The organism is Paenibacillus harenae (genome assembly GCF_030812415.1).
Taxonomy (GTDB): domain Bacteria; phylum Bacillota; class Bacilli; order Paenibacillales; family Paenibacillaceae; genus Pristimantibacillus; species Pristimantibacillus harenae_A.
In genome coordinates, this window is sequence record NZ_JAUSST010000001.1 from 1112475 (window position 1) to 1134999 (window position 22525).

Annotated in this window: 12 protein-coding genes and 1 pseudogene; 6 read left to right on the forward strand and 7 right to left on the reverse strand. The window is 48.8% G+C overall.

The genetic code is table 11. From position 1 onward, the window contains the following. Window positions 1-238 precede the first annotated feature (238 nt). The 5 genes and pseudogenes from yhbH (at window position 239) to J2T14_RS05220 (ending at window position 7697) form a co-directional block, all read left to right on the forward strand. The gene (gene yhbH, locus J2T14_RS05200) at window positions 239-1402 is read left to right on the forward strand and encodes a sporulation protein YhbH (protein WP_307205796.1); all 1164 of its coding nucleotides are present in this window, start codon (window positions 239-241) and stop codon (window positions 1400-1402) included. Between the two features lie 623 nt (window positions 1403-2025). Beyond that, a complete protein-coding gene (locus tag J2T14_RS05205; RefSeq protein WP_307468500.1) occupies window positions 2026-3711 on the forward strand; it encodes a cellulase family glycosylhydrolase in 1686 nt (561 codons plus the stop codon). Between the two features lie 62 nt (window positions 3712-3773). Next, window positions 3774-5498 (forward strand): cellulase family glycosylhydrolase, encoded by a 1725-nt coding sequence (locus J2T14_RS05210; protein WP_307468503.1) that lies wholly within the window; start codon window positions 3774-3776, stop codon window positions 5496-5498. Between the two features lie 109 nt (window positions 5499-5607). Continuing rightward, window positions 5608-6070 (forward strand): annotated as a pseudogene (locus J2T14_RS05215) (SGNH/GDSL hydrolase family protein). 130 nt (window positions 6071-6200) lie between these two features. Next, a complete protein-coding gene (locus J2T14_RS05220; RefSeq protein ID WP_307468504.1) occupies window positions 6201-7697 on the forward strand; it encodes an alpha-L-fucosidase in 1497 nt (498 codons plus the stop codon). A gap of 352 nt (window positions 7698-8049) precedes the next feature. Here the strand turns inward: J2T14_RS05220 and J2T14_RS05225 are convergent, their stop codons facing one another. Further along, the gene (locus J2T14_RS05225; protein WP_307468508.1) at window positions 8050-10500 is read right to left on the reverse strand and encodes a glycoside hydrolase family 2 protein; all 2451 of its coding nucleotides are present in this window, start codon (window positions 10498-10500) and stop codon (window positions 8050-8052) included. 151 nt (window positions 10501-10651) lie between these two features. Here J2T14_RS05225 and J2T14_RS05230 point away from each other — a divergent pair, with 151 nt between their 5' ends. After that, on the forward strand, window positions 10652-11497 hold the full coding sequence (locus J2T14_RS05230; protein ID WP_307468510.1) for a helix-turn-helix transcriptional regulator: 846 nt from the start codon (window positions 10652-10654) through the stop codon (window positions 11495-11497). Window positions 11498-11651: 154 nt separating this feature from the next. Here J2T14_RS05230 and J2T14_RS05235 read toward each other — a convergent pair whose 3' ends face one another. The 6 genes from J2T14_RS05235 to J2T14_RS05260 form a co-directional block, all read right to left on the reverse strand. Further along, window positions 11652-13664: a beta-galactosidase gene (locus J2T14_RS05235; protein ID WP_307468514.1), complete on the reverse strand. Its 2013-nt coding sequence runs from the start codon at window positions 13662-13664 to the stop codon at window positions 11652-11654. Window positions 13665-13755: 91 nt separating this feature from the next. Beyond that, a complete protein-coding gene (locus J2T14_RS05240; protein ID WP_307468517.1) occupies window positions 13756-16788 on the reverse strand; it encodes a glycoside hydrolase family 2 TIM barrel-domain containing protein in 3033 nt (1010 codons plus the stop codon). A 158-nt stretch (window positions 16789-16946) separates the two neighbouring features. Next, window positions 16947-18317, reverse strand: a complete 1371-nt coding sequence (locus tag J2T14_RS05245; RefSeq protein WP_307468519.1) for an ABC transporter substrate-binding protein — start codon at window positions 18315-18317, stop codon at window positions 16947-16949. 109 nt (window positions 18318-18426) lie between these two features. Then, window positions 18427-19383: a carbohydrate ABC transporter permease gene (locus tag J2T14_RS05250; RefSeq protein WP_307468520.1), complete on the reverse strand. Its 957-nt coding sequence runs from the start codon at window positions 19381-19383 to the stop codon at window positions 18427-18429. Between the two features lie 5 nt (window positions 19384-19388). Beyond that, entirely contained in the window at window positions 19389-20249 is an 861-nt protein-coding gene (locus J2T14_RS05255) for a carbohydrate ABC transporter permease (RefSeq protein ID WP_307468521.1), read from the reverse strand. After that, complete coding sequence (locus J2T14_RS05260; RefSeq protein ID WP_307468523.1) at window positions 20246-22525, reverse strand: DUF5696 domain-containing protein; 2280 nt, start codon at window positions 22523-22525, stop codon at window positions 20246-20248. Before J2T14_RS05260 ends, J2T14_RS05255 begins: the two co-directional genes overlap by 4 nt.

Here is a 22525-nt window from a genome sequence, read left to right on the forward strand (position 1 = left end):
TATGCGAAAGACTTCATCACTGTGTATGTCATATTATATAACATATAATTTTGAATACATTATACAAAGTGATCAAAAAAAGTCGTCCGCACTAGACACATTGTCACCCCAGCCGAATAGACCTTCGATAGATTGCTAGAATTGGACGTTTTATTCTTTCACATAACCGCTCGGCAGTTGAATATATTGATTAACAACAGGTGTTTCAACAACAAATAATCGGGGGAGGTGCTCCGAAATGGGTTCATCGGACAACAGCATGTTCAGCGTCTCGCGGGAAGACTGGTCTTTGCATCGCAAAGGGTATCAGGATCAGGCCAGGCATCAGCAAAAGGTAAGGGAAGCGATTAAGCAAAATTTGCCCGATCTCGTGTCCGAGGAAAGCATCGTCATGTCAGACGGCAAACAGGTTATCAAGGTGCCGATTCGGAGCCTTGATGAATATCGGTTCGTCTATAACTACAATAAAAATAAACATGTCGGCCAAGGCGACGGCGACAGCCAGGTAGGCGACGTGCTCGGCGTCGATCCGTCCTCGGCGCAGAAGGGCGGCAAAGGCGAGAAGGCCGGCGATCAGCCCGGCGAAGATATTATCGAGGCCGAGATCAGTCTTGCGGAGCTGGAGACGATGCTGTTCGAGGAGCTGGAGCTTCCGTTCCTGAAGCAGAAAGACAAGGATCAGCTGGAAACGAAGGAAATCCGGTTCAACGATATTCGCAAAAAAGGCATTATGTCCAACATCGACAAAAAACGGACGATCATCGAGAATTTGCGCCGCAATGCCACCTCGGGCCAACCGGGCATTCACGGTATATCGCCCGACGACCTGCGCTATAAGACCTGGGAAGAAATCATTAAGCCGCAATCGAATGCCGTCATACTCGCCATGATGGATACGTCCGGTTCGATGGGCTCTTTCGAGAAATATGTGGCTCGCTCCTTCTTCTTCTGGATGACCCGCTTTCTGCGGCATCAGTACGAGAAGGTCGACATCGTGTTCATCGCGCATCATACCGAGGCGAAGGAAGTGACCGAGGAAGAGTTCTTCACCCGTGGCGAGAGCGGCGGTACCATTTGCTCGTCGGCTTACATGAAAGCGCTGGAAATTATCGACAGTCGGTTTAATCCGAGTCTGTATAATATCTATCCGTTCCACTTCTCCGACGGCGACAACCTGACGAGCGACAACGAACGGTGCGTGAAGCTGATCGGCGAGCTGCTCAAGCGCTCCAACCTGTTCGGCTACGGCGAGGTTAACCAATACAACCGATCCAGCACGCTGATGTCCGCCTACAAGCACATCAATCTTCAACATTTCATGTATTACGTCATCAAGGAGAAGGGCGAGGTCTACAACGCGCTGAAGTCGTTCTTCCGCAAGCGTGAGGGTGTGACGGGGTAAGGTGCGTATATCGTGCATATTTCGGCTCTGTCGTTCGTGTGCATCTGATGCTGAACAAGACTAAGGCGATGAGGGAAATCGTAAATAGTGATAAGAGGGTTGGCATACGCCAACCCTCTTTCTATTTTTATCTATCGTCACTTACTGGCAGCAAGTTGAACACGACAGTGTTGGCAATTTCAATGCCTTTACCTCCAATCACATAGTCGGTTCGCGTTTCAAAGCACCCATGATACAAAGCATGAACCTGAATGATGACGGAAGCAGGCGCCCCATATACCCGAATACGCTTGATCTCTTTCCGATTGGACTCCGGCCTTAGGCTTCTTCAGTCATCCGCATAGTTCTGCCCGTTTCTTTCGAGAAGACCGCGTTTGTATGTTCATTAAAATATAATTGCGATCAGCGTCTTCTTCAGAGGCCATCGAATTTTGACATGATTTTTGGTGCATTTTTAATTGTATTATCTGGAAGTTTATACAGCTAAAATGAAAAATGACACCGCTTACACTAATCTAGGGAGGTGCAAAAAAAACTACATTGGAGCTCAGTCACAAGTTTCGCTGTATTCGGTTTCTCGAAAGAAAGCAAGCTTGTATTTCTTTAAAGCAAGGGAGGAAATTATGCGTAAAACAAAAGCTTTCCTGTCGTTGATGTTGACTATTACTTTGTTGTTTACTGCGTCTTCGTTTTCGTTTCCGGCCTCGACCTCTGCCTCAACTCCTATGCAGACGTATGTGAGCGCGATGCAGCCCGGATGGAATCTGGGGAACACGTTAGAGGCGATCGGAACCGATTTCGAGACTTCCTGGGGCAACCCGCCCGTAACCCAAGAATTCATTCAGGAAATTAAAGCGCAAGGCTTCAAGAGCATTCGTATTCCTGTTTCGTGGAATCAGCGGATGAGTGCCGGCCCTGACTATACGATTGATCCGGCGTTCCTGAATCGCGTTGAAGAAGTGGTCAACATGGCGCTCGCAGAGGGTCTGTACGTTATGCTCAATATTCACGATGTATGGCAGTGGATGAGGCCGTCGATGGCAACGCAGCATGACGCGGTGATGGCACAATTCGAAGCCGCATGGACGCAAATCGCCGACCGCTTCAAGAATCATTCCAACTTGCTGATGTTCGAAAGCGCCAACGAACCGGATTATCTGAACGTTGATGAGGCGACGCAGCACGCGTTTCTTGATGAAGTCAACACGACCTTCTTCAACATTGTAAGAGCGTCCGGCGGCAATAATGCGGTTCGTCCTCTTGTGCTTCCGTCTCTGATGACGAACGCCGGCCAAGCATATCTGGATTCGCTCGCAACCGCGATAGAAAATTTGAACGACCCGAATATAATCGCTACCGTTCATTATTACGGCTTGTGGCATTTCTCTGTAAACATCGCAGGCTACACAACGTTTAATGCCGATGCGAAAAACGATATCGATACAATGGTTAACAATGTCTATAATACGTTCGTATCGAAGGGTATTCCCGTTGTCATAGGCGAATATGGAATACTCGGTCACGATAAGAACAGGGAAACCGTCGAGCGCGGAGAGATGCTCAAGTATTTCGAATACTTCCTCCACGCTACGCAGTCGAAGGGCATTGCGACGATGTGGTGGGATAACGGCTCGTACTTTAATCGTACAACCTATGAGTGGAGAGACCAGGAGCTTTATAACATCACCATGCACAGCTTGACAGGTCGCACTTCGACGACGTCTTTCGATCAGATCTTCATCAAGAGCGGCGTGCCGGTCAGCGACCAATCACTCACCTTGAACCTGAACGGCAACAGCTTTGTCTCGCTTAAAAATGGCGATCAAACGCTGGTATCCGGCACAGACTATACCGTTGACGGGAACGTGTTAACCCTCAAAGCAAGCTATCTTTCTGGTTTCGCTGCAAGCGGGTTCGGCCAAAAAGCGGTATTGTCGGCTCATTTCAGCTCAGGCCCTGATTGGAAAATCCTTGTCCGCTATTATAATACGCCGGTAGTATCAAAAGCATCAGGTACATCCAGCGGCGGCTTAGCGATTCCGACTGCTTTCAACGGGGATGTGCTTGCCACGATGGAAGCGGTGTACACGAACGGCACGAACGCCGGCCCGCATAACTGGACCTCGTATAAGGAGTATGCCTACGCATTTTTGCCAGACTATGCGAACAACACGGTTATGATAACACCGAACTTCTTCTCCGAAACAACAGGCGGAACAATCAACCTGACGTTTCATTTCTGGAGCGGCGCCATCGTCAAATATCAGCTTACGACTAAAGGTAACCGAATCACAGGCACACCGAAGTAATGCCCTGCAAGCAACACATGAACAAAAAGAGCCGCAAATTATGAAACCAAAGGAGAATTTCCATGAAAGCAAAGAAAACGGTTCTATCCGCCCTTTTGGTCGTTATCTTGCTGATGACGATGTTTTCATCCGTCGGCACGGCCGCTGCTTCCCCGAAAGAATCAAAAATGCAGTCTTATGTCAGCGCAATGCAGCCTGGTTGGAACCTGGGCAATACATTTGATTCATTTAATACGGACGCTCCAAATAATGGTGACGAGACGTCTTGGGGCAACCCGATCGTTACCAAAGAATTCATTAAGGAAATTAAGAAGCAGGGCTTCAAAAGCATCCGCATTCCGATTACATGGAGCGGGCGGATGGGCGACGCACCGGATTATACCATCAATCCTGACTGGATGGACCGGGTACAGGAAGTTGTAGACTGGTCGCTGCAAGAGGGACTGTATGTCATGATCAACATTCACCACGACTCCTGGATGTGGATCAACAAGGCGCCGGAGAATCATGATGCCGTATTGGCCCAATATAATGCGATTTGGACGCAAGTCGCCGACCGCTTCAAGAATCATTCCGACAAACTGATGTTCGAAAGCATCAACGAACCGCTATTTGATAACGTTGATGTAGCGACGCAACATACGTTTCTTGATGAGTTCAACAAATCCTTCGTCCATATTGTAAGAGCGTCGGGAGGCGAAAATGACGTTCGTCCGCTCGTGCTGCCGACGTTATTTACGAATAACTCGCAAGAGCATGTGGATTCGCTTGCAAGCACGATTGCCGATCTGAACGATCCGAATTTGATCGCTACCATTCACTTTTATGGCTTTTGGCCGTTCAGTGTAAACATTGCGGGCTTCCCGAAGCTTGAAGAATTAACGATTAACGATATCGATACAATGGCTAACAATGTGTATAATACGTTCGTATCGAAAGGAATTCCCGTTGTCATTGGCGAATTTGGACTCCTCGGCTGGGATGCTACCCCTTTCAAAACGCCGATCAGCGAAGGTGTGCCCCAGCACGGCGAGATGCTGAAGTTTTTAGAGTATTTCACTTACAAATCCATAGAGAACAAGCTGACCCTTATGCTGTGGGACAACGGCGGGCGGTTTGACCGCAGAACGCTTGAATGGAACGATCCGGAGCTTTACAATCTGCTCATGGCAAGCTTGAAGAGCCGCTCTTCCACGGCCGAATCGGATCTGATCTTCGTCAGGAAGGGCTCGCCAAACCAGGACGCCGTAATGCCCTTGAACTTGAATGGCAATGTTCTGACCGGCATCAAACTCGGAAACGTCGAATTGATTGAAGGAACGGACTATGCGTTGAACGGCGAAGAACTGACACTCAAAGCAAGTTATCTCGCCAAGCTGACCGAATCGGCCGAACTCGGCGAGGCAGCCGTATTGAAAGCGGAGTTCAATAAGGGAGCCGATTGGACCTTCTATGTCATGTACAACGACACGCCGGTACTGCAGGACGCGGAAGGCACCACAGCAAATTTTGTGATTCCGACCGCCTTCAACGGCGACCGACTTGCTACGATGGAGGCCGTGTACGCTGAAGGAGGCAACGCCGGTCCGCATAACTGGACTTCATTCAAGGAGTTCGCACGGACATTCAAGCCTTCTTATGCTTCGAATGAAATTACGCTAACGCAAAGCTTCTTCAATGAAGTAAATGACGGAACGGTAATTCTGAAGTTCCACTTCTGGAGCGGCGCCGTCATCGAATACACGATTATGAAGAACGGTACGACCATCACGGGCACAGCTTCGTAAAGCAAAAATCAACCGTTTCGGAAAAAAAGGAGTCCTGCCTTACACCTGCGCGTGCGGCAGGACTCCCCTGCTTTCTAAAGCATATCCAACAATGAAAGGAAAATCGATCATGAATCCAGTAAGGCAAACCATTCTGTTTCAAGGCGATTCCATCACCGATGGCAACCGGAGCCGCAACGAGGATCCGTATCACATTTTGGGAAACGGCTACGCTTTTATCATTGCCGGCAAGCTCGGCTTCGAATTGGCCGGCAACCGGCCGCATTTCATCAACCGGGGAGTCGGCGGCAACCGTGCTGTGCGAGCCGTTTATATTGAAAGTCTGGGAGACAGAGGAAAAATGGGAGGAGTGGCGAGAACGGATCGATGACTGCCGCCGTATCATTCGCCAGTTGGCCGAGGAATACATTGCGGTATTCGTTCCCTTGCAGGAGGCGTTCGACAAAGCCTCGTCCGGCATGGATGCCGCCTATTAGTTATTGGATGGCGTTCACCCTACGGCTGTCGGCCATGAACTCATTGCGCGCGAATGGCTGTCCATCGTCCAGGATAGCCCTTTGGCTATTCGGTGAAATAGGGTCAGCCGTTTTGCCGCAAAGCCTCAGGGAGGATAGATAATAATATACTAAAGGAAGTTAGGATTTTACATACAATAGTTTGCTAGAATAAAGACGTATCCAAGAAATAGGAGGCCAGTCATTCATGGTTAAAGCTCAAATCGCCAAGGGTCCTTTCGAACCCACATTTGAATCCCTCAGGAAATTCGAGTGTCCGGATTGGTTCCGTGACGCGAAGCTAGGAATATGGTCGCACTGGGGCGCACAATCAGTGCCAATGTACGGGGACTGGTACGCCCGGAACATGTATTACGAGGGTTCCGAGCAATACCGGTACCATATTCGCCATTACGGACATCCGTCGAAATTCGGCTACAAAGATATTGTTCAGCTGTGGAAAGCGGAAAACTTCGATCCGGAATCACTGATGGACTTATATGTGGCTGCCGGCGCCAAGTATTTCGTCGCACAGGCGATGCATCACGACAACTTCTTCAACTACGATTCGAAAATCCACCGTTTTAATTCGGTCAACATGGGACCGAAAAAAGATATAGTAGCACTATGGAAAGCCGCCGCTTCCAGCCGAGGATTGCCTTTCGGACTGACCGAGCATATGGGAGCGACGTTCAGCTGGTTTAAATTCAATAAAGGACAGGATAAGGAAGGCCCTTATGCGGGCATCCCTTATGACGGAAACGACCCTGAGTACGAAGATTTGTATTTGCCGAACCGCGAGCATTACGAACCGGATAATCTGCTCTCCGAGCCAAAGCCCTGGTATACAGAAAATCCTTGGTGGCATCAGCGCTGGTTCGACGTTATGAAGGAAGTCATCGATCTGTACCAGCCAGATCTGCTGTATTCCGACGGCGGGCTGCCGTTCGCCAGCGCATGGGATAAAACGAACGCCTCCTTGGATGACCCTCTGTTCGCAGCCGGACTGCAAGCGGTCGCGCATCTGTACAATACCAACGCAGCGGCAAATGGCGGCGTGAATCGCGCGGTTTATAACCAGAAGGACCGCAGACAGGACGTTTACCGCATCGGGATCCATGACATTGAGCGCAGCCAGGAGCATGACATCAAGCCTGACCCGTGGCAGACCGATACTTGTGTCGGGGATTGGTTCTACCATGTAAAAACCGAATACAAAAAACCGGGGCACGTCATCGAAATTCTGGTCGATATCATTGCCAAGAACGGCAACCTGCTCCTCAATATTCCGCAGAAGCCGGACGGTACGATTGATGACGAATGCAAGTATATCCTGCAAGAGATGGCTAAATGGATTCGGGTTTGCGAGGAAGGCGTACACGGCACAAGGCCGTTCCGCGTATCGGGTGAAGGCCTTTCCCGCGTCGTCATCGACCATTTCACGGAGGACAGGGTAGATTGGAACGCCGGCGACTTCCGTTTCACACAAAAGGGAAATACGCTGTACGCATTCCAAATGCGATGGCCTGAAGATCATCGCGCCGTCATCCGTACGTTGACTCCGTCAGACCAAGTGAAGTCCGTCCGATTGCTTGGAGCTGGTGAAGTTCCATTCGAACAGTCGTACGGAGCTCTGATCGTTTCGCTGCCGGACAGACGTCCGACGCCGTACGTCAACTGCCTGGCGATTGAACTAAATTCTTAATCCTTAGCCTAAAAGAAAAGCCGGCTGACGTTATCCGCGCAGCCGGCTTTGTTGTTCAATTGGGCATAGCTATTCGTTAACATGGTAACTGGGAGAAACATATACGGCAACCGCCATTTCCGAATACAGCTTGTACTCATCGTTGCCGCTCGATGTGATTTGCGCTCCAATCTTCATCGGATGCAGACTTGAGCGGGCCGCCTTTAATTTCTCGCGGAACGAAGCGTCGGCTTTAACAGCTCCGACGCTTCGAACAGTTCGTTAGAAGCCCCCATATTGATGAGGTATCCATCGTTGCCGATTTACTAACGGCAAAACGCTCGCCGTTAACGACGAAAAAAATTTTATAGGGTTAGGTAAATATTTCGATTTGTTTAACTACGGCATTTGCCGCCGGGAATACCACCTTTAAGTAACGCAGGCCTTCGCTCGGCAGCTCCGCGATAAGAATTTTGTTTTTTTCCTCATGCTTGCTGGCTTCCAGCGAGAAGAAAGCTTTGCCATCCAACGAATAAAATATGTTTTGAAGAGAGAGAGCAGTAGCTCCTGCAAATGTAATTACTGCTTGTTCCGCCTTCTTGCATCCTTCCAGATCTACCATAATCCACTGCCCTTCCACTTCGTTGGAAGGCTTCCAATACGTATCCTCCAGGCCGTCTGTTACATTCATCGCAGGATGCCCCGCTTCGTAGCTGCTGCAAAATACAGGTCTGCTTCTTGCGATATTATAGCTTGATCCGTGCGCCGGCGCCTTCATCACTGAAGGAGGGGGCGGCTGAAGGCGGAGGGACTGACCGCTCCATATCGTATCGCCAACGGCTTCGATGCTGATTTCCGCAGGCAGCACCCCTTCGGCCCTTGCCCTAACCTTGATTGTCCCCGAGTAATAGGACCTCAATTCAATGGCTCCCATACCGTCAAGGAAGCTATTGCTTTCCGGTGAAAAACGTATCGACTTCCCTGTAGGTAATAATCCGCCCCCGTAGATAATCTCAAGCTCGACGTGCAGCGGATTGCTGATTCGCTTGCCCTCGCGATCAATGACTTCAACGATAAGATGCGTATCGTCGGTACCGTCGGTGGCAATCACATGCTTATCGGCCGTCAGCCTAAGCGAGTATGCTATCCCTTCAGAGGTAGGCTGCGGCGGCGCAATGCCAAGCAGCTCGTTGCGATACCAATACCAGGCATTTAAGGGCAAACGATAATAATCAATCATCCCCATATAACCCATGTTAGATGCGATGCTGCCATGATGAAAGCCGCACCATAACGCCTTGCCGGATCTCCAACGCGGGTTGCTCTCCACTCCGTCCGTATAGCCCGGCGCATATTCTCCCGGCCTCACCGCTATGACACTGCCGTACTCCGACACGAAGCTAGGAAAGCCTGGATCCATATATAATGCGGCCCCGTCTCCGTTATAGCCTGCGATGTCTCCGAGCACATCGAACCCTTGCCGCTGTGCGCCGCCAACAGAGGCAGGGCGCGACGCATCAAGGCGATGCGACTCCTCCACGAGCTTGACGACAAGCGCGCGCGCATCATCCATAACCTCGGCATCGCTGAAGAACGGTTCATTGCTCATGCTCCATGTAATGATACTTGGATGATTGCGATTCGTTCGAATCATCTCTTGCAGCGCCATCATACAGCTGGCTTCGAACTCTTCTTTATCTTCCTCGCGAACCGGATAAGCGCTGCTTGCCCAATAGCCTTCCGTATTGGCGCCTCCAATCCCCCAGAAGCATAGCTCCGACCAGAACAATAATCCTTGCTTGTCGCACTCTGCGGAGAAGTGTGTATGATGCGGGTAGTGAGAGCCTCTTATAAAATTCATGCCGCAGTCCTTGATCAGCTTAACATCGCGCGCAATCCCGGCTCTCGTCACAGCATCGCCCCACCCGGCATGATCCTGATGCACATTCACGCCTATGATGTCATAATGCTCCCCGTTCAAGAAGAAACCTTCCTTGGCATCAAAGGCAATAGAGCGCACCCCGAAATTGGTTTCATATTCGTCTTGCAGCACATCACCCACATACACATAGCTCTTTAATTGGTATAGGCTAGGCGAATCCGGATGCCATAACATTGGCTCAACCAGCAGCTGTTGCTGACTAAATTCAAAGCTTTGTCCCGGTGCAATGGACTGCTGGCTTCTCATCTCACAAATGTCCGTGCCTTGGTATTCCACGACAGATACAAGTAAGCAGTCCGCCGTTTTCACTTCTTCGTTCACGACTTCGGTTTTGACCTTCAAAGCAGCGCTTTCAGCGGAAACCTCGGAAGCTGTAACGAACGTGCCATACCAAGCGACGTGCACGGGCTCCGTAACGATAAGACTTACGTCACGGTAAATTCCTCCGTTAAACACATGCTCTCCCGCTCGCGGAGCAAGGCGCGGATTCCATAGATTATTCAACCGCACAAAGAGCAAATTATCTCCCTCATGTACGAGCTCCGAAATATCGATATGAAATGCCGTATATCCACCCTTATGATTGCCGGCCCATTGTCCGTTGACATAAATGTCGGCATCCTGGAACGCCCCTTGAAAATCAAGCGATATGCTCTTGCCAAGCCACTCCGGCTGAATGGCAAAATGCTTGCGATAGCATCCGTAGCCAACATAAAATTCATTCTCCATGAAATAAGGAATGCCGAACGAATGCGGAATTCCGATATTATACCAGCTCGAATCATCGAATAAAACTTCTTTGCCTTCGGCAATATCCCCATACATGAAGGTCCAATCGTTGTTGATTAACGCCTGATGCCTTTTGATTACGCCTGTTGACATATTTCCGTTACATTCCTTTCAATAATGAAATATATATACGATTTTATGTCCAAAGTATAATCTGAATATGAATAAGATTATATAATACTATTTTCATATTATTAAAACTATATTACGATATTCATAATCAACCTTACCGGAGGCGGTCTCCTTGACTGAACGAGCATTCTACTTGCCTAATTTCTCTGAGTTTCGTTTCTTCTGCTTTCCTCATTCCGTTGGCAACTTCGTACAGCCAACGAATCATAACGTAAATCGCCCCGACGGCGTCAGAGACTACAGCCTGCACTATGTGGCTAGCGGAAGCGGGTTTATAGAGCTCGGCGGCGAAACGTTCCAGCTCCGCGAAGGAGATGTGTTCTGGCATATTCCAGATGACAGAATGCGGTATTACCGTTCGGAAGAGGACCCATGGAACATTTTTTGGATGCAATTGTACGGCAGCACGCTGCCTGCTTTTATTACGGAAAACGGCTATCATCAATCGGGCATTTGGAATCTCAAAGACGGCAGTCTGCTCGAAGGCACTTTCGTAAGCCTTCTCGATGAAATCGAGCATCACAATTTTTTACGTCCTGCGCGCATATCCGCACTCACCTATAGCGTGCTAATTGAATTTCTTAGCAATTCCACACCATTCTCTCCATATCGCGGGGTAGACAATGCCCAGAAAATGAGGGCCTTGCTGCCCGAGATGCAGCGACAAGCCCATCTTCCGTTCATTCTTGAGGACTGGGCTGCCGCAGCAGGCTATACCCCGAATTATTTTTGCAGTTTATTCAAGAAAGTTACGAGGATGACGCCCGTCTCCTATATTACAAAATGCAGAATTCAGATAAGCAAGCACTTATTGGTCAGCCATCCGATCATCCCGATTAAAGAAGTTGCCGAACGAGCCGGCTATCCGGGCTTCAGCTATTTCAACAAGAAATTTATGGAATCCGAGGGAGTGACACCGGGTGAATTCAGAAGAAATCATACGGCCCTCGATCGATAGTCTATAGTGTAAGGACTTTCGCCCAAGGCTTACAGATTGAACCGCTGAACTTGATCAAACACAAAAATCGGCCATGCTCCGATAACGTTCGAAGCTTAGGCCGATTATGAAAGTTTATATACGAATCTCTTGCACATCGCGTATTTCATTCGTTCTAAACAGTCGCAGCAATGGATATTTCTCCAAATTGTTCATCTAACTCGACGATTTCAACCGCATACGGGTCCAAGATTACATCAGGACCGACGCTCATCTCATGCAGAAGGCTCCTATACGTGCCCTTCAGCTCGACCGTTTGCTGCTTTTGCGTCAGATTCAACAGGAACAAATACTTCGAGTTTCCTTTCCGGCGAATCGAAATTTGCACGCCCTCCGGCAAACCGGTAAATCGGGTTAGACCGGCTTCTTCGGCAGCCTTCCCGAATAAATTCAGGTAGAAGCTTTCCTCGGCAACGATACCCATATAGTAAACTTTCCCCTTGCCATATGAATGAACCGTCACAGCCGATTTGCCCGCATAGAAATCGTCCTCATACCAAGCAACCGTCTCTGCGCCCGCAGGTTCCAGAATATCGCACCATTGACTGCACGAATACGTCTTCCCGTCCAACATGCGGATCGTATGAACGTCGTTGCCGACGGGATCGTATTCGCCTACGGTTACCCCTGCCGCCTCGGCCAGCAAGCCTGGCAATGCCTGAATCCAACATACGTTGCTCATGTTTTTCACGCCGGTACGATTCGTCAAAATTAAGGTGGCTCCGTTATTCACACAATTTTTCAGCTGATCCGCCAGTTTTTCATCCATCAAATAGAGCGACGGCGCAACAATAAGGCGATACTTGTCCAGATCGTCCGTAGTATTCACAACATCCGTCAGAATGCCCGATTTGGTTAGAGCCCGATGATAAAGCTTCAGATTGTCGAAATAATCCATTCCTTCTGCCTGAGGCTGAATCTCGAGCGCATTGTACAAATCATGCGAATGGAGAACGGCAGCCTCGCCAAGCACCTCCGATCCCGCCAGTACAGGAGAAAGCCGATTCACTTCATCGCATAACATCCGATATTCCTCGAATCGTCTGCCGGGTACATTGCTATGGTCGATTAATCCGTGCCAAAATTGTTCGGCGCCAAACGGAGCGCTTCGCCAACGGAAATGAACGAGCGTGTCGGCGCCTCGGGCAATGCATTGCCAAGCGAAGGCCCGAATGAAACCGGGCTGCGGGGTCCGCCACATCGGAAACCAGCATCCGGGAGGGCCGCTTATCGTTTCCATGATCCAGAAATTTTGTCTCTTGATACCCCGGGTTAAATCGAGCGTTAACGCGCCGTTGTATCCGCCCGAAACCGATTTCTCGGGGCTCGTGCCGGGGTAATAATCGAGGGAAGCAAAGTCCAAATCCTCGCAAAGCTTGTAATAGTCGAGAGACATCGGATAGCTCCAAATATTATGTGTGACAAAATGGTCCGGACAATATTTTCGTAAGATGCTCAATTGCGATTGTTGAAATTCCACAACGGAATCGGTTTCGAACCGCTTCCAGTCAAGCAAAAAAGACGGATTCCTGAATTTTGTGCCGCCAAACGGTGTTGTGATTTGCTCCCAAGAGCTATATTCACCGCTCCAGACAACCGTACCCCAATCCTGGTTCAACGCTTCCAATGTACCGTACTTCTTCGACAGCCAATCGCGAAACCGGTTGTTGCAATTCTCGCAATGACACTCGTTCAGGCTGAACTCATTATCGATCTGCCAACCGATCACTGCCGGGTGGATGGCATAGTGAGAAGCCAGTTTCTCAACTATTTTCGTCGAAAAAAAACGCATGGATGGACTGTTGTAACAGCGATGCCCGCGAATGCCCGGATAACGCGGATTCAGCATAGCGTCGCGGGGAAGCACATCCGGAAAGCGGTCCACGAGCCAATTAGGAGGCGTGCAGGACGGCGTGCCGATGACGACCTGGATACCGTATTTATAGAAGACATCGATTGCATCATCAAGCCAGCCGAACTCATACCGGCCTTCCTCCGGCTCCAGGCGCGACCAAGCGAATTCGGCCACACGAATTAAGCTGACTCCCGTCTCCCGCATCAGATTTGCATCTTGCTCCCACATGGAGCGATCCCAATGCTCTGGGTAATAGTCAACACCCATTTTCATTTCATATCCACCCCTATATCCTGATACTTTCACATCAAATTATAGAGCACTGGATAGTAATGAACCATCATTTTCAGGTCATGGAATAGCATTATTTAGTCTCATGGAATCGTATTTGTGTTGGCTTAATCCAAAACTCAAACTTAAAATCTCTTTCTTTTAATTGATATTGCTCCAATAAGAAAGGCCCGCAGCTGGCTGAACCTATGCCGGATTGTTTGTAATCCATGCACACAACAGAGTATCCGCTCTTTTCGAGCTCGTAATGATGTCTTTTGGCCGATAATTCCTCTTGCGTGTATTCGGAAGCGTTAAAGGAAAATGGCGTTTCTGCCTCGAAGGCGACCAGGATATCGCCCGTGCTAATGTTCACATATTCGCAACCGTAATGGGAGGAATTTTCTTGCGGTTTGATATAATCCTCATGCATTTCGGAAATATGCTGTGAGAATACGCCCATATAGGAAGCTTGATGCTTATCGATATAGCTTTCATACGGTCCGTACCCGTAATATTCCACCTGATCGAATTGTTTGTTCATAAACATTCTCACGCCAAAGCGCGGCAAGTAAGGACGTTGATCTGCGACTTGAACCTTATATTTTATTTTTATTTCACCGCTATTGAAGATAGCGGTTTCGGTCTGCAGTCGAAACGTATTAAGGTAGGAGTGCCCCCCAAGAGCGATTTGGGAGCGGATCAGAACGTCGGAATCCGATTTCTCCACTGAAATATGGTAAACCTTGGTCGTAAGGTTCTCGAAGCTGAACATATTCCACTTCGATTTAATCCATTCGTTATCCGTTGGTGCTCGATAAGCGTTGAATGCCATAGGTTTTTCGATTAACTCTTTATGGTGGAAAGTCAATTGATCAAAAAGTGCAATCGATTTATTGAACCGATAATCGAAGTCTTCGCCAGAAATATGGATGTATTTCTTATCCTCCGAATAATTAACAGATGCGGCCGCTTGTGAAGGTGAAGGCTCGATCACTTTGGGTTCCTTGTAAATCAACCATTGATCGAAGCCGATCTCGTAGCCCTTCTCCGACCACGGAGTGCCAAGCTTCTGCGTAAAAATAAATCGTACGTATACACTTGCGCCAGTCAAACCTGCAAGACTTGGGATGGTCACAATAGTAGAGGTCTTTGCCGGCACTTGAATATCCAATTCCTCTTGTAAAATCACTTTACCTGCGTCCGTAACCTGAGCGGTGCATGCCAGCTTCTCGGACACATCAGAAAAGTCATAGGTATTGATGAACTCATATACTCCATTCGAGGCGTCAACGGGCTTGACTCTAATCGGACGATAAACATTCTTTGCTTCTTTCAACCCCGTATGAGGCGTACGATCCGGATAAACCAGTCCGTCAATACAGAAGTTTCCGTCATGACGCGGCTCATTGAAATCCCCGCCATAGGCATACTTTGTTTTGCCATTGCCGTCTTCCCCGATTTTAATCCCGTGGTCGCACCATTCCCAAATAAATCCGCCGCTAAATCTGTCATTTGAATAGATGACTTGCCAATAGTCTTCTAAATCTCCAGGCCCATTGCCCATGGCATGGCTGTATTCACATAATACCAACGGACGTTTTTCGTCTTCTTTCTTCAGAAAATCGTTTTTCATCCATTCCGATGAAGGATACATGGTAGAAACAACGTCTAATACCGCTTCGCTGTCGTCCGCTTTTTCTTCGCCTTCCAATTCGTGCATGCTTTGATAATGGACTAATCTTGTTGGATCGTATTTTTTAACGTATTTCGCAGCTTTTTCCATGTTTTTGCTGTAGCCGGCTTCATTGCCCAGAGACCATAACAATACACAAGGGCGATTCAAATCTCTGGTAATCATGAGGTCGATTCGATCCAAGATCGCTTTCTCATAGTCGTCTCGAACGACAAGCAAAGCAATCCCGGAATAGTCCCCGCTGTTATCTTGTGTGTGCGCCGCCTCTACGGAACCGTGAGATTCAAGGTCCGCTTCGTCAATGACATAGAAGCCAAGTTCATCACAGAGCTGGAGGAAAATCGGGCTGTTCGGGTAGTGTGCTGTTCGGATGCTGTTGATATTGTGCTGCTTCATTAAATAGAGGTCAACTAACATCTGTTCCCTGCTAATAACGGAGCCAGTCACAGGGTCGCTGTCATGACGGTTGACTCCTTTGAATTTAATCGCCGCCCCATTCAACAGGATGACTCCGTTCTTAACGGCAACCTCCCGAATACCAACCTTCTCGGCAATCATTTCCTCATCGGTCTGCAACGTGATTCTATACAGATTAGGATGCTCCGCATTCCATAGGCTTGGTCGATCACAACTGAAGACCGCCGTAGTTACACCCGCTTGCTGATAACTTTCGCCAAGCAATTCGCCCATCGGACTATAGAGCTTCACTGCAACGCCTGTATTTGCATGAACTTCGACAGCTATGTCCGCCTTCGTGTATGAATCATAAAGCTTGGAGGTGATACGGTAACTGGCGATTCGATTCCGAGGTCTGGAAAGGATATATACGTCTCTGAAGATGCCCGACATCCGCCATTTATCCTGATCCTCCAGATAGGTCCCGTCACACCACTTAAGCACGACAACCGTCATCGTATTCCTGCCGCTGACGAGATATCTGGTAATATTAAATTCACTTGTCATATGTGATACCTGACTGTATCCGACGAACTGATCATTTATATATAGATAAAAGCAGCTATCCACCCCTTCAAAGTTTATAAATCGTTCAAAGCCATCGGATACATCCATCTTAAATTCCTGGTTGTATACGCCTGTCGGATTCTGATCAGGGACATACGGCGGATCATACGGAATGGGGTAATGAATATTTGTATATTGAGGCACATCATATCCGTGCAGCTGCCAATTGGAAGGCACGGGGATTTCATTATATTGGTTTATCTCCAGGAAGTTGTTTTCCAAGTCTTGAAAGCTTTCATAATACCGAAAGTTCCAGCTTCCATTTAATAGAACAAAACGATGGGATGTTTCTCGCTCTGCGAATGCATCTTGTTCTGGAGAAAACGGGATATAATAATTGCGATTTTTTTCCGTATTTATATGCAGCTGCTGTGGATCCTCATGGTAGTTGGTCTGGATCAAATTCATTCCTCCTCAATAACGGGCCGTAGATGATTAGAATGACTGGTATTTCCTCCCCCCGCTTGCAGAAACGGGAGTATCCTGTGCGAATAATGATGAAGAAAAAGTTCTCTTATTATAAAAGGAAGCGCCCGCAGAGGCGCTTCCGCTTTCATATGAACGGCCTATTGATTGCCCATCTTGCCTTTCAATGCCTCAAGTTCCGGCTTGAGCGCCCGAAGGGTGTCATCCTGGATTTGTTGCAAAGCCGACTTCGAGTCAGAATTCAATTCAAGGGCTTTGTCGATTCCAGCATTAAAAATGTCATTCGCTTGCGTATCTACCGGAGTAGCGAATTTGAATCCTTCAATCCGTTTAACCAATTCATAATAAACCTGGTTCATCTTCTGATCGCCTGTCAAAGGCTGCGTTTTGTTCAAATAAGAATCCAGCTCATAGGCTGGGAGGAAACCTGGAGTCTGATTGCCAGCGATCCACGTTTCGTTGCCTTCAGTGGTCGCCAGAGACCATTTGACGAACTCATAAGCCAGTTCCTTCTGCTTGCCTTGCGCAGGTAAAACAAGCGTTGAACCGGCGCCGCCGGCATTTACGCCGAGAGGAAGCCCTGTCACTTTCCATTTGCCGAGCTGGTCTTCGCCCAAATCTGCAAGACCCCCTTGATACCATGGACCATAGAACAGCATCGCGACCTTGCCCGTGCTCGTCAGCGCCTTGCCGTCATCGCTCCAGATGGCGCTCTTGTTCATTGCCAGACCAAGCTGCTTCACTTTTTTCGAAAGATCGAGGGCTTGGGCGAAAGCGTCGTTATTGCGCACATAGTTTAAATCCCGATCAAAGAAAGCGTAGGCGGCCGTTTGATTATCGACCGGAGTTTTGTCAAATTCGAAGAGATAGACGCCCTGCGCTTTCAACGCCTCGCCCATCTCGATCACATTGTTAGGATCTTTCATAAACTCGTACAATTCAGCCGGGTCGCTTGGGTAGCCTGCATTTTCCAGCAAGTCGTGACGGTAAAAGGTTACCGTAGGCGTATAGTCGAATGGCATGCCGAGCATTTTTTTGCCATCTAACGACTTCCAGTATTCCCAGTTGCCCTTCGGAAAGTCGGCTTCGTAATCGCCCAGTCCGAACTCCAGCAAGTCAGTAAGACCTTCGCCGTCTCTCAGCTCGGCAAATGTACCGCCGGCAATATAAGCCACGTCCGGCGCGCCTGAACCTGCTGCGATCGTGTTCTTCAGATTGGCAGGCAGCTCGTTCCAGCCAGGATTCGTCACGTTGATTTTCACCTTCGGATGAAGTGCCATAAATCCGTCGGCGAACCGCTGAGCTCCTTCTCCGTCGAACGTCCAAAACTCCAGCGTGCCTTCCAGTTCCTTTGCGACCGGTTGATCTGTAGCGTCAGGATTGCTGGTGTCCGAATTGTTTGGCGCCGACGTTGGATCAGTCTTGCTGCCGCTGCCGCTTCCGCTGCAGGCAGCAAGCAATGACGTTAAAACGAGAACGGCGACCAGCAGAAATGCCATTTTCTTTTTCATGTAAATTCCTCCTGTAATAGTGTTTTTTTCTCGTACCCCGCTTACATTTGTGATGCCTTTATGAACTCGCCCTCTGGCAGCCTCACCTCCTTTTCTGCCGACAAATCCGTTAATCTCCCGCGATTCCTGCGCGCTCCACGCTTTCGACGAAATATCGCTGCGTAAACAAATACAGAATAAGCATCGGCAAAATCGTCAATAAGGCGCCAGCCATAATCCGGTTCCCCTGCGATGGAACGACGCCGATCATGCCGGCGGTGCTTCCGCCCATCCCAAGCGTTAGCTCTTGCTCCCCTAGTCCGTAAATGACCGAGAGCTGCTGGGTCAGATTGAATTTGGTCGTGTCAAGGATAAACAAGCCAGGCTGAAACATATCGTTCCAATGCCATACCAGGGAGAACAGAAACACGACCAGCATAGCGGGTCTGGCTAGCGGGAACATGATCCTGCTGAACGTACGAAATGCGTTCGCCCCGTCAATTCTTGCAGCCTCCTCCAATTGTCCCGGAAGTCCGCGAAAAAACTGAATATAAATAAGCACAAACAGCGATCCTCTCAACCCTTGACAAAGAATAGCCGGAATCCAGAACGCCAGGTAAGAGTTGATCCAATCAAATTGGTTGAATAAGATGAAAAGCGGTACAACGATTGTCTGAGGCGGAACCAGAAACGTAAACAACACCAGCGCCAACAAGATTCCTCTTCCTGGGAACGTATATCTGGCAAACCCGTATCCGACGATCGCGCACGTAAACGTCTGAATCATTGCAGGCACCAGCGAGTTCATGACGCTTCGAGTGAACGTTTCCGTATATTTAAGTTCAGCGAAGACATTTATGAAATTAGAAAACGACAGTTCCTTCGGAATCCATACGACCGTGGCATCGGCCAAATCCGCCGGTTGCATCATCGATCTGCTGATTAAATACAAGATAGGATACATGAATACGAACGAAAGACTGATCAAGAGAACATAGTGAAAAATTTTGTTCGCATATTCGGAAGTTCGTTTCCTTAACGTTTGCCCCGCCGGCCGATAATGAAGCCTCGATTCGCTCTTATCCACTTTCGTCACCCCCTCTCCGACATTTTGTTTCTGAAGATGTAGAACACGGCGCCAATAATCGCGAAGATGATGATGAAATAAATCCAGCCGAGCGCGGAAGCGTAACCGAACTTCGATAATTTGAAGACGGACTGAATGTACTCCATCACCAGATTGTCCCGTTTCGTAAACGAATTTACGATTGAAAACAGTGTGTTGACGAGTATCATTGGCATGAGCAACGGAAACGTAATTTTCCAGAAGCTTTCCCAGGGCGTTGCGCCATCGCACTTGGCCGCCTCATACAATTGAACGGAGATCGCTTGCAAGCCCGCCAGGAAAATAAGAATTTGCACCCCGGAATCCCACATGACAACGGTGAGTGAATCCAGGACGTCCAGCAATGGACGCAAAATCTCTGGAGGAATAACGTTTCTTAGCACATCGAACAAATTGTATTGCGAAAATATAGGTAAACTATCCCCGCCATCGCTTTGCAGTCTCTGCAGGACCGCTCCAGAAGAGACGATCACCGGCAGAAAGAATATTCCGCGGAAAATCCCTCTTCCGATAAATTGTCGGTTCAGCAGCATTGCGATGAAAATGGCAAAAATCAGAATCAAGGGAACTTCCAGGAATAATGAAGTAATCGTCGATATCAATCTGGAAGGAAACTTCACATCAATGGTGAACGCTTCCTGGAAATGCTTCCAACCTACATAGGTCGCTTTCAATCCATCCGAAGTAACATTCAATTCGTGAAACGCATAATAAAGCGATCTTCCCAGCGGGATGGCCATAAACGCCGAAAATCCGATGACCCACAAGGATATGAAGATGTAGCCTTCCAAAAAATGTCTGATTCTCATCGATAGACGGAACTTCATGACGATTCGTTCCCTCCCTTCAAGACTTTGTAACCGAAGCCTGCAATCGCCTTGCCTTCCACGCGTACTTCGCCCGGATTATAGTTCACAATGATGGACGTTCCGTCTTCATAAGTTGTGCGCTTTACACCGTTTGCCAGCAACTCATGGTCAACGATGCGCAGGCCGGCGAGAGGCTCCTGGATAGACGATATTTCCACGTATTCCGCCGTCGCCGATTCGATCCAGTTCTGATAGGCTCCGTTAAACAAAGCGTCAATGCGCGACCGCCGCAAATCGGACGTCGGCGAATGCGTCAGCTTGTAGCTCGGCATCGCCCCGTATTCCAACAGCCTGAGCTTGTATACACGCGGATCGTCTGCCAGATTGGCTGGAGTTGCCGAATACGGGATCAGCCCATGAATTGCGATTTGGTAAAAAGGAACGGCTTCGTCCAAATAAGTATAGTGGCTGAAATCTACAGGGATATCATTTATCCGGTCAACATGCCCCAAAACATAGGAAAAACCGTAATTGACAGCGGAACGACCGGTCGATTCTCGCATGTGATCCATGGAACGGCGCCACGCTTCTATCGTTTGAGCGCGGTTGAACACGGGCTCGGTCAAATCGGAGTAGATCAAATCCCCCATGTAATCAAGCTGCACGCCTGTAAACCCGACATCGCTAAACTTACCGGCTTCTTTGACAATGTACCGATCATACACCCGCCAAGGCTTAAGCAAATAGTATAGCTCGCGCGACATCTGCATATTGGTCACCCAAGGCTTATACACATTCATTACTTCTTTATTCAAGCCTCGAATCGCATCTCTTCCGGGTTTCACAGCCGAGCTTTCAGAAAACGGCTTCACGTAATTGGCTGCGCCGTAAAGCGGAATGTCCTTCTCCTTCAAATAAGCGGCAAGCTTCTTCAGTTCCTTATTTCCGCCCAGTCCGGCGGCTGCTGGGAAATGTGCCGGCTGATCGCCCAATAACCCGTCGGCCGACCAGCCTTCGTACGTCACTTCCAGGTTGGGAACGCCTGCCGCGATAAACCGATCGATGATGGTCCTTGCTTGCTCAAACGTCGTCATCTTCACGAACGAGTTACCAATGACCTCACTTTGCTCCACGCCGCCGAATAATCGGATTTGCAATCGCGGCTGTAAATCCGATGACGGCGCGACCCCTTCCTCATTCAGCAAATATTCGCGATAGCTTTCGGCCATTCCCACATAATTCGCTTTGTCATCCTCCAAAAAGACGTACCGGATGGAACGGTCTCCGGGAATCATGTCCCGCTGCATAAGCGGAACTTCCGAGTTAGCCCCGACGAATATGGAATCGCCTTGCCGATAAATAAACTGCGTGGAAATCCTAAACAGCGGTATGTTCTGAACCCCCGCCGGATAAGCGTTAATTTTGGCGTCGGCCGCCCCTTGCGTCACAATGCCAAGAAACGCCCGATTTCCTTTGTATAACCCGAATACCGGCAGCGCGATCTTCTCTCGCGGGCTCTTGGCGATCGTTTCGAATCGCAATGCGCTGACTTGCTCATAGACGGCCTTCTGAAAAGCGTGATCTCCGCCATAAATATATTCGCTGTAAAAATCAATGCTCGAGCGTTTCTTCTCGTCAAAGGTCATGATTGCGCCGGATCCGTCCGGCACAAACAGCGCGCCTGGATCGCCGGGAGCTCCCGCGTCAAGGAACGGGAACAATTCCACACCGGTCAATCTTTTGTTTGACGATTCCTCAATCAAGGAGAACGGCATAGTCACGTCAAGCCCTTGATCAGTAAGACGATACATCACAGCAAGCTTCAAGCCTAGCGTTTCGAAATCATAGTCGATACGTACCCCGTCATCGATCGAACTTGCGTTTACGACAGCCTTTTCCTTCGCGGGGTTCGTCGATACGATCTCTTTCCCTTCGGTATAATAAATCACTAAAGAATTAGAGATTAATTTGACTTGGTTTGGCGGCAAAGCTTTCTCTGTCTTGGGAACGCCTGACCATTCCTTGCCTGTCGTTTTATTCCTGATGCGAACTTGCCCGTTCGTATCGATCCAATATAATTGAAACTTTCCGTTCTCCGCGGCGAGCGCACCTTCTTTGACGGTGATCGGTTCGCCGACCTCGGGAACGGAAGCCGAAGATGACGGCGCTTCAAACGTTTTCAACGCTGCTGTGTCACTGCGATCAGCTACTTGTGCAACGACCAACACGATGACCGCGAGCACAACAATTGCGGCAGCTGTTGCCATCAGCTTGCCTTTGCCCCTGATTTTCAC

Bases quoted from the DNA above. Each gene is read 5' to 3' on its own strand.
- yhbH (WP_307205796.1), top strand. From the start codon at position 239: ATGGGTTCATCGGACAACAGCATGTTCAGCGTCTCGCGGGAAGACTGG.
- J2T14_RS05205 (WP_307468500.1), top strand. From the start codon at position 2,026: ATGCGTAAAACAAAAGCTTTCCTGTCGTTGATGTTGACTATTACTTTG.
- J2T14_RS05210 (WP_307468503.1), top strand. From the start codon at position 3,774: ATGAAAGCAAAGAAAACGGTTCTATCCGCCCTTTTGGTCGTTATCTTG.
- J2T14_RS05220 (WP_307468504.1), top strand. From the start codon at position 6,201: ATGGTTAAAGCTCAAATCGCCAAGGGTCCTTTCGAACCCACATTTGAA.
- J2T14_RS05225 (WP_307468508.1), bottom strand. From the start codon at position 10,500: ATGTCAACAGGCGTAATCAAAAGGCATCAGGCGTTAATCAACAACGAT.
- J2T14_RS05235 (WP_307468514.1), bottom strand. From the start codon at position 13,664: ATGAAAATGGGTGTTGACTATTACCCAGAGCATTGGGATCGCTCCATG.
- J2T14_RS05240 (WP_307468517.1), bottom strand. From the start codon at position 16,788: ATGAATTTGATCCAGACCAACTACCATGAGGATCCACAGCAGCTGCAT.
- J2T14_RS05245 (WP_307468519.1), bottom strand. From the start codon at position 18,317: ATGAAAAAGAAAATGGCATTTCTGCTGGTCGCCGTTCTCGTTTTAACG.
- J2T14_RS05255 (WP_307468521.1), bottom strand. From the start codon at position 20,249: ATGAAGTTCCGTCTATCGATGAGAATCAGACATTTTTTGGAAGGCTAC.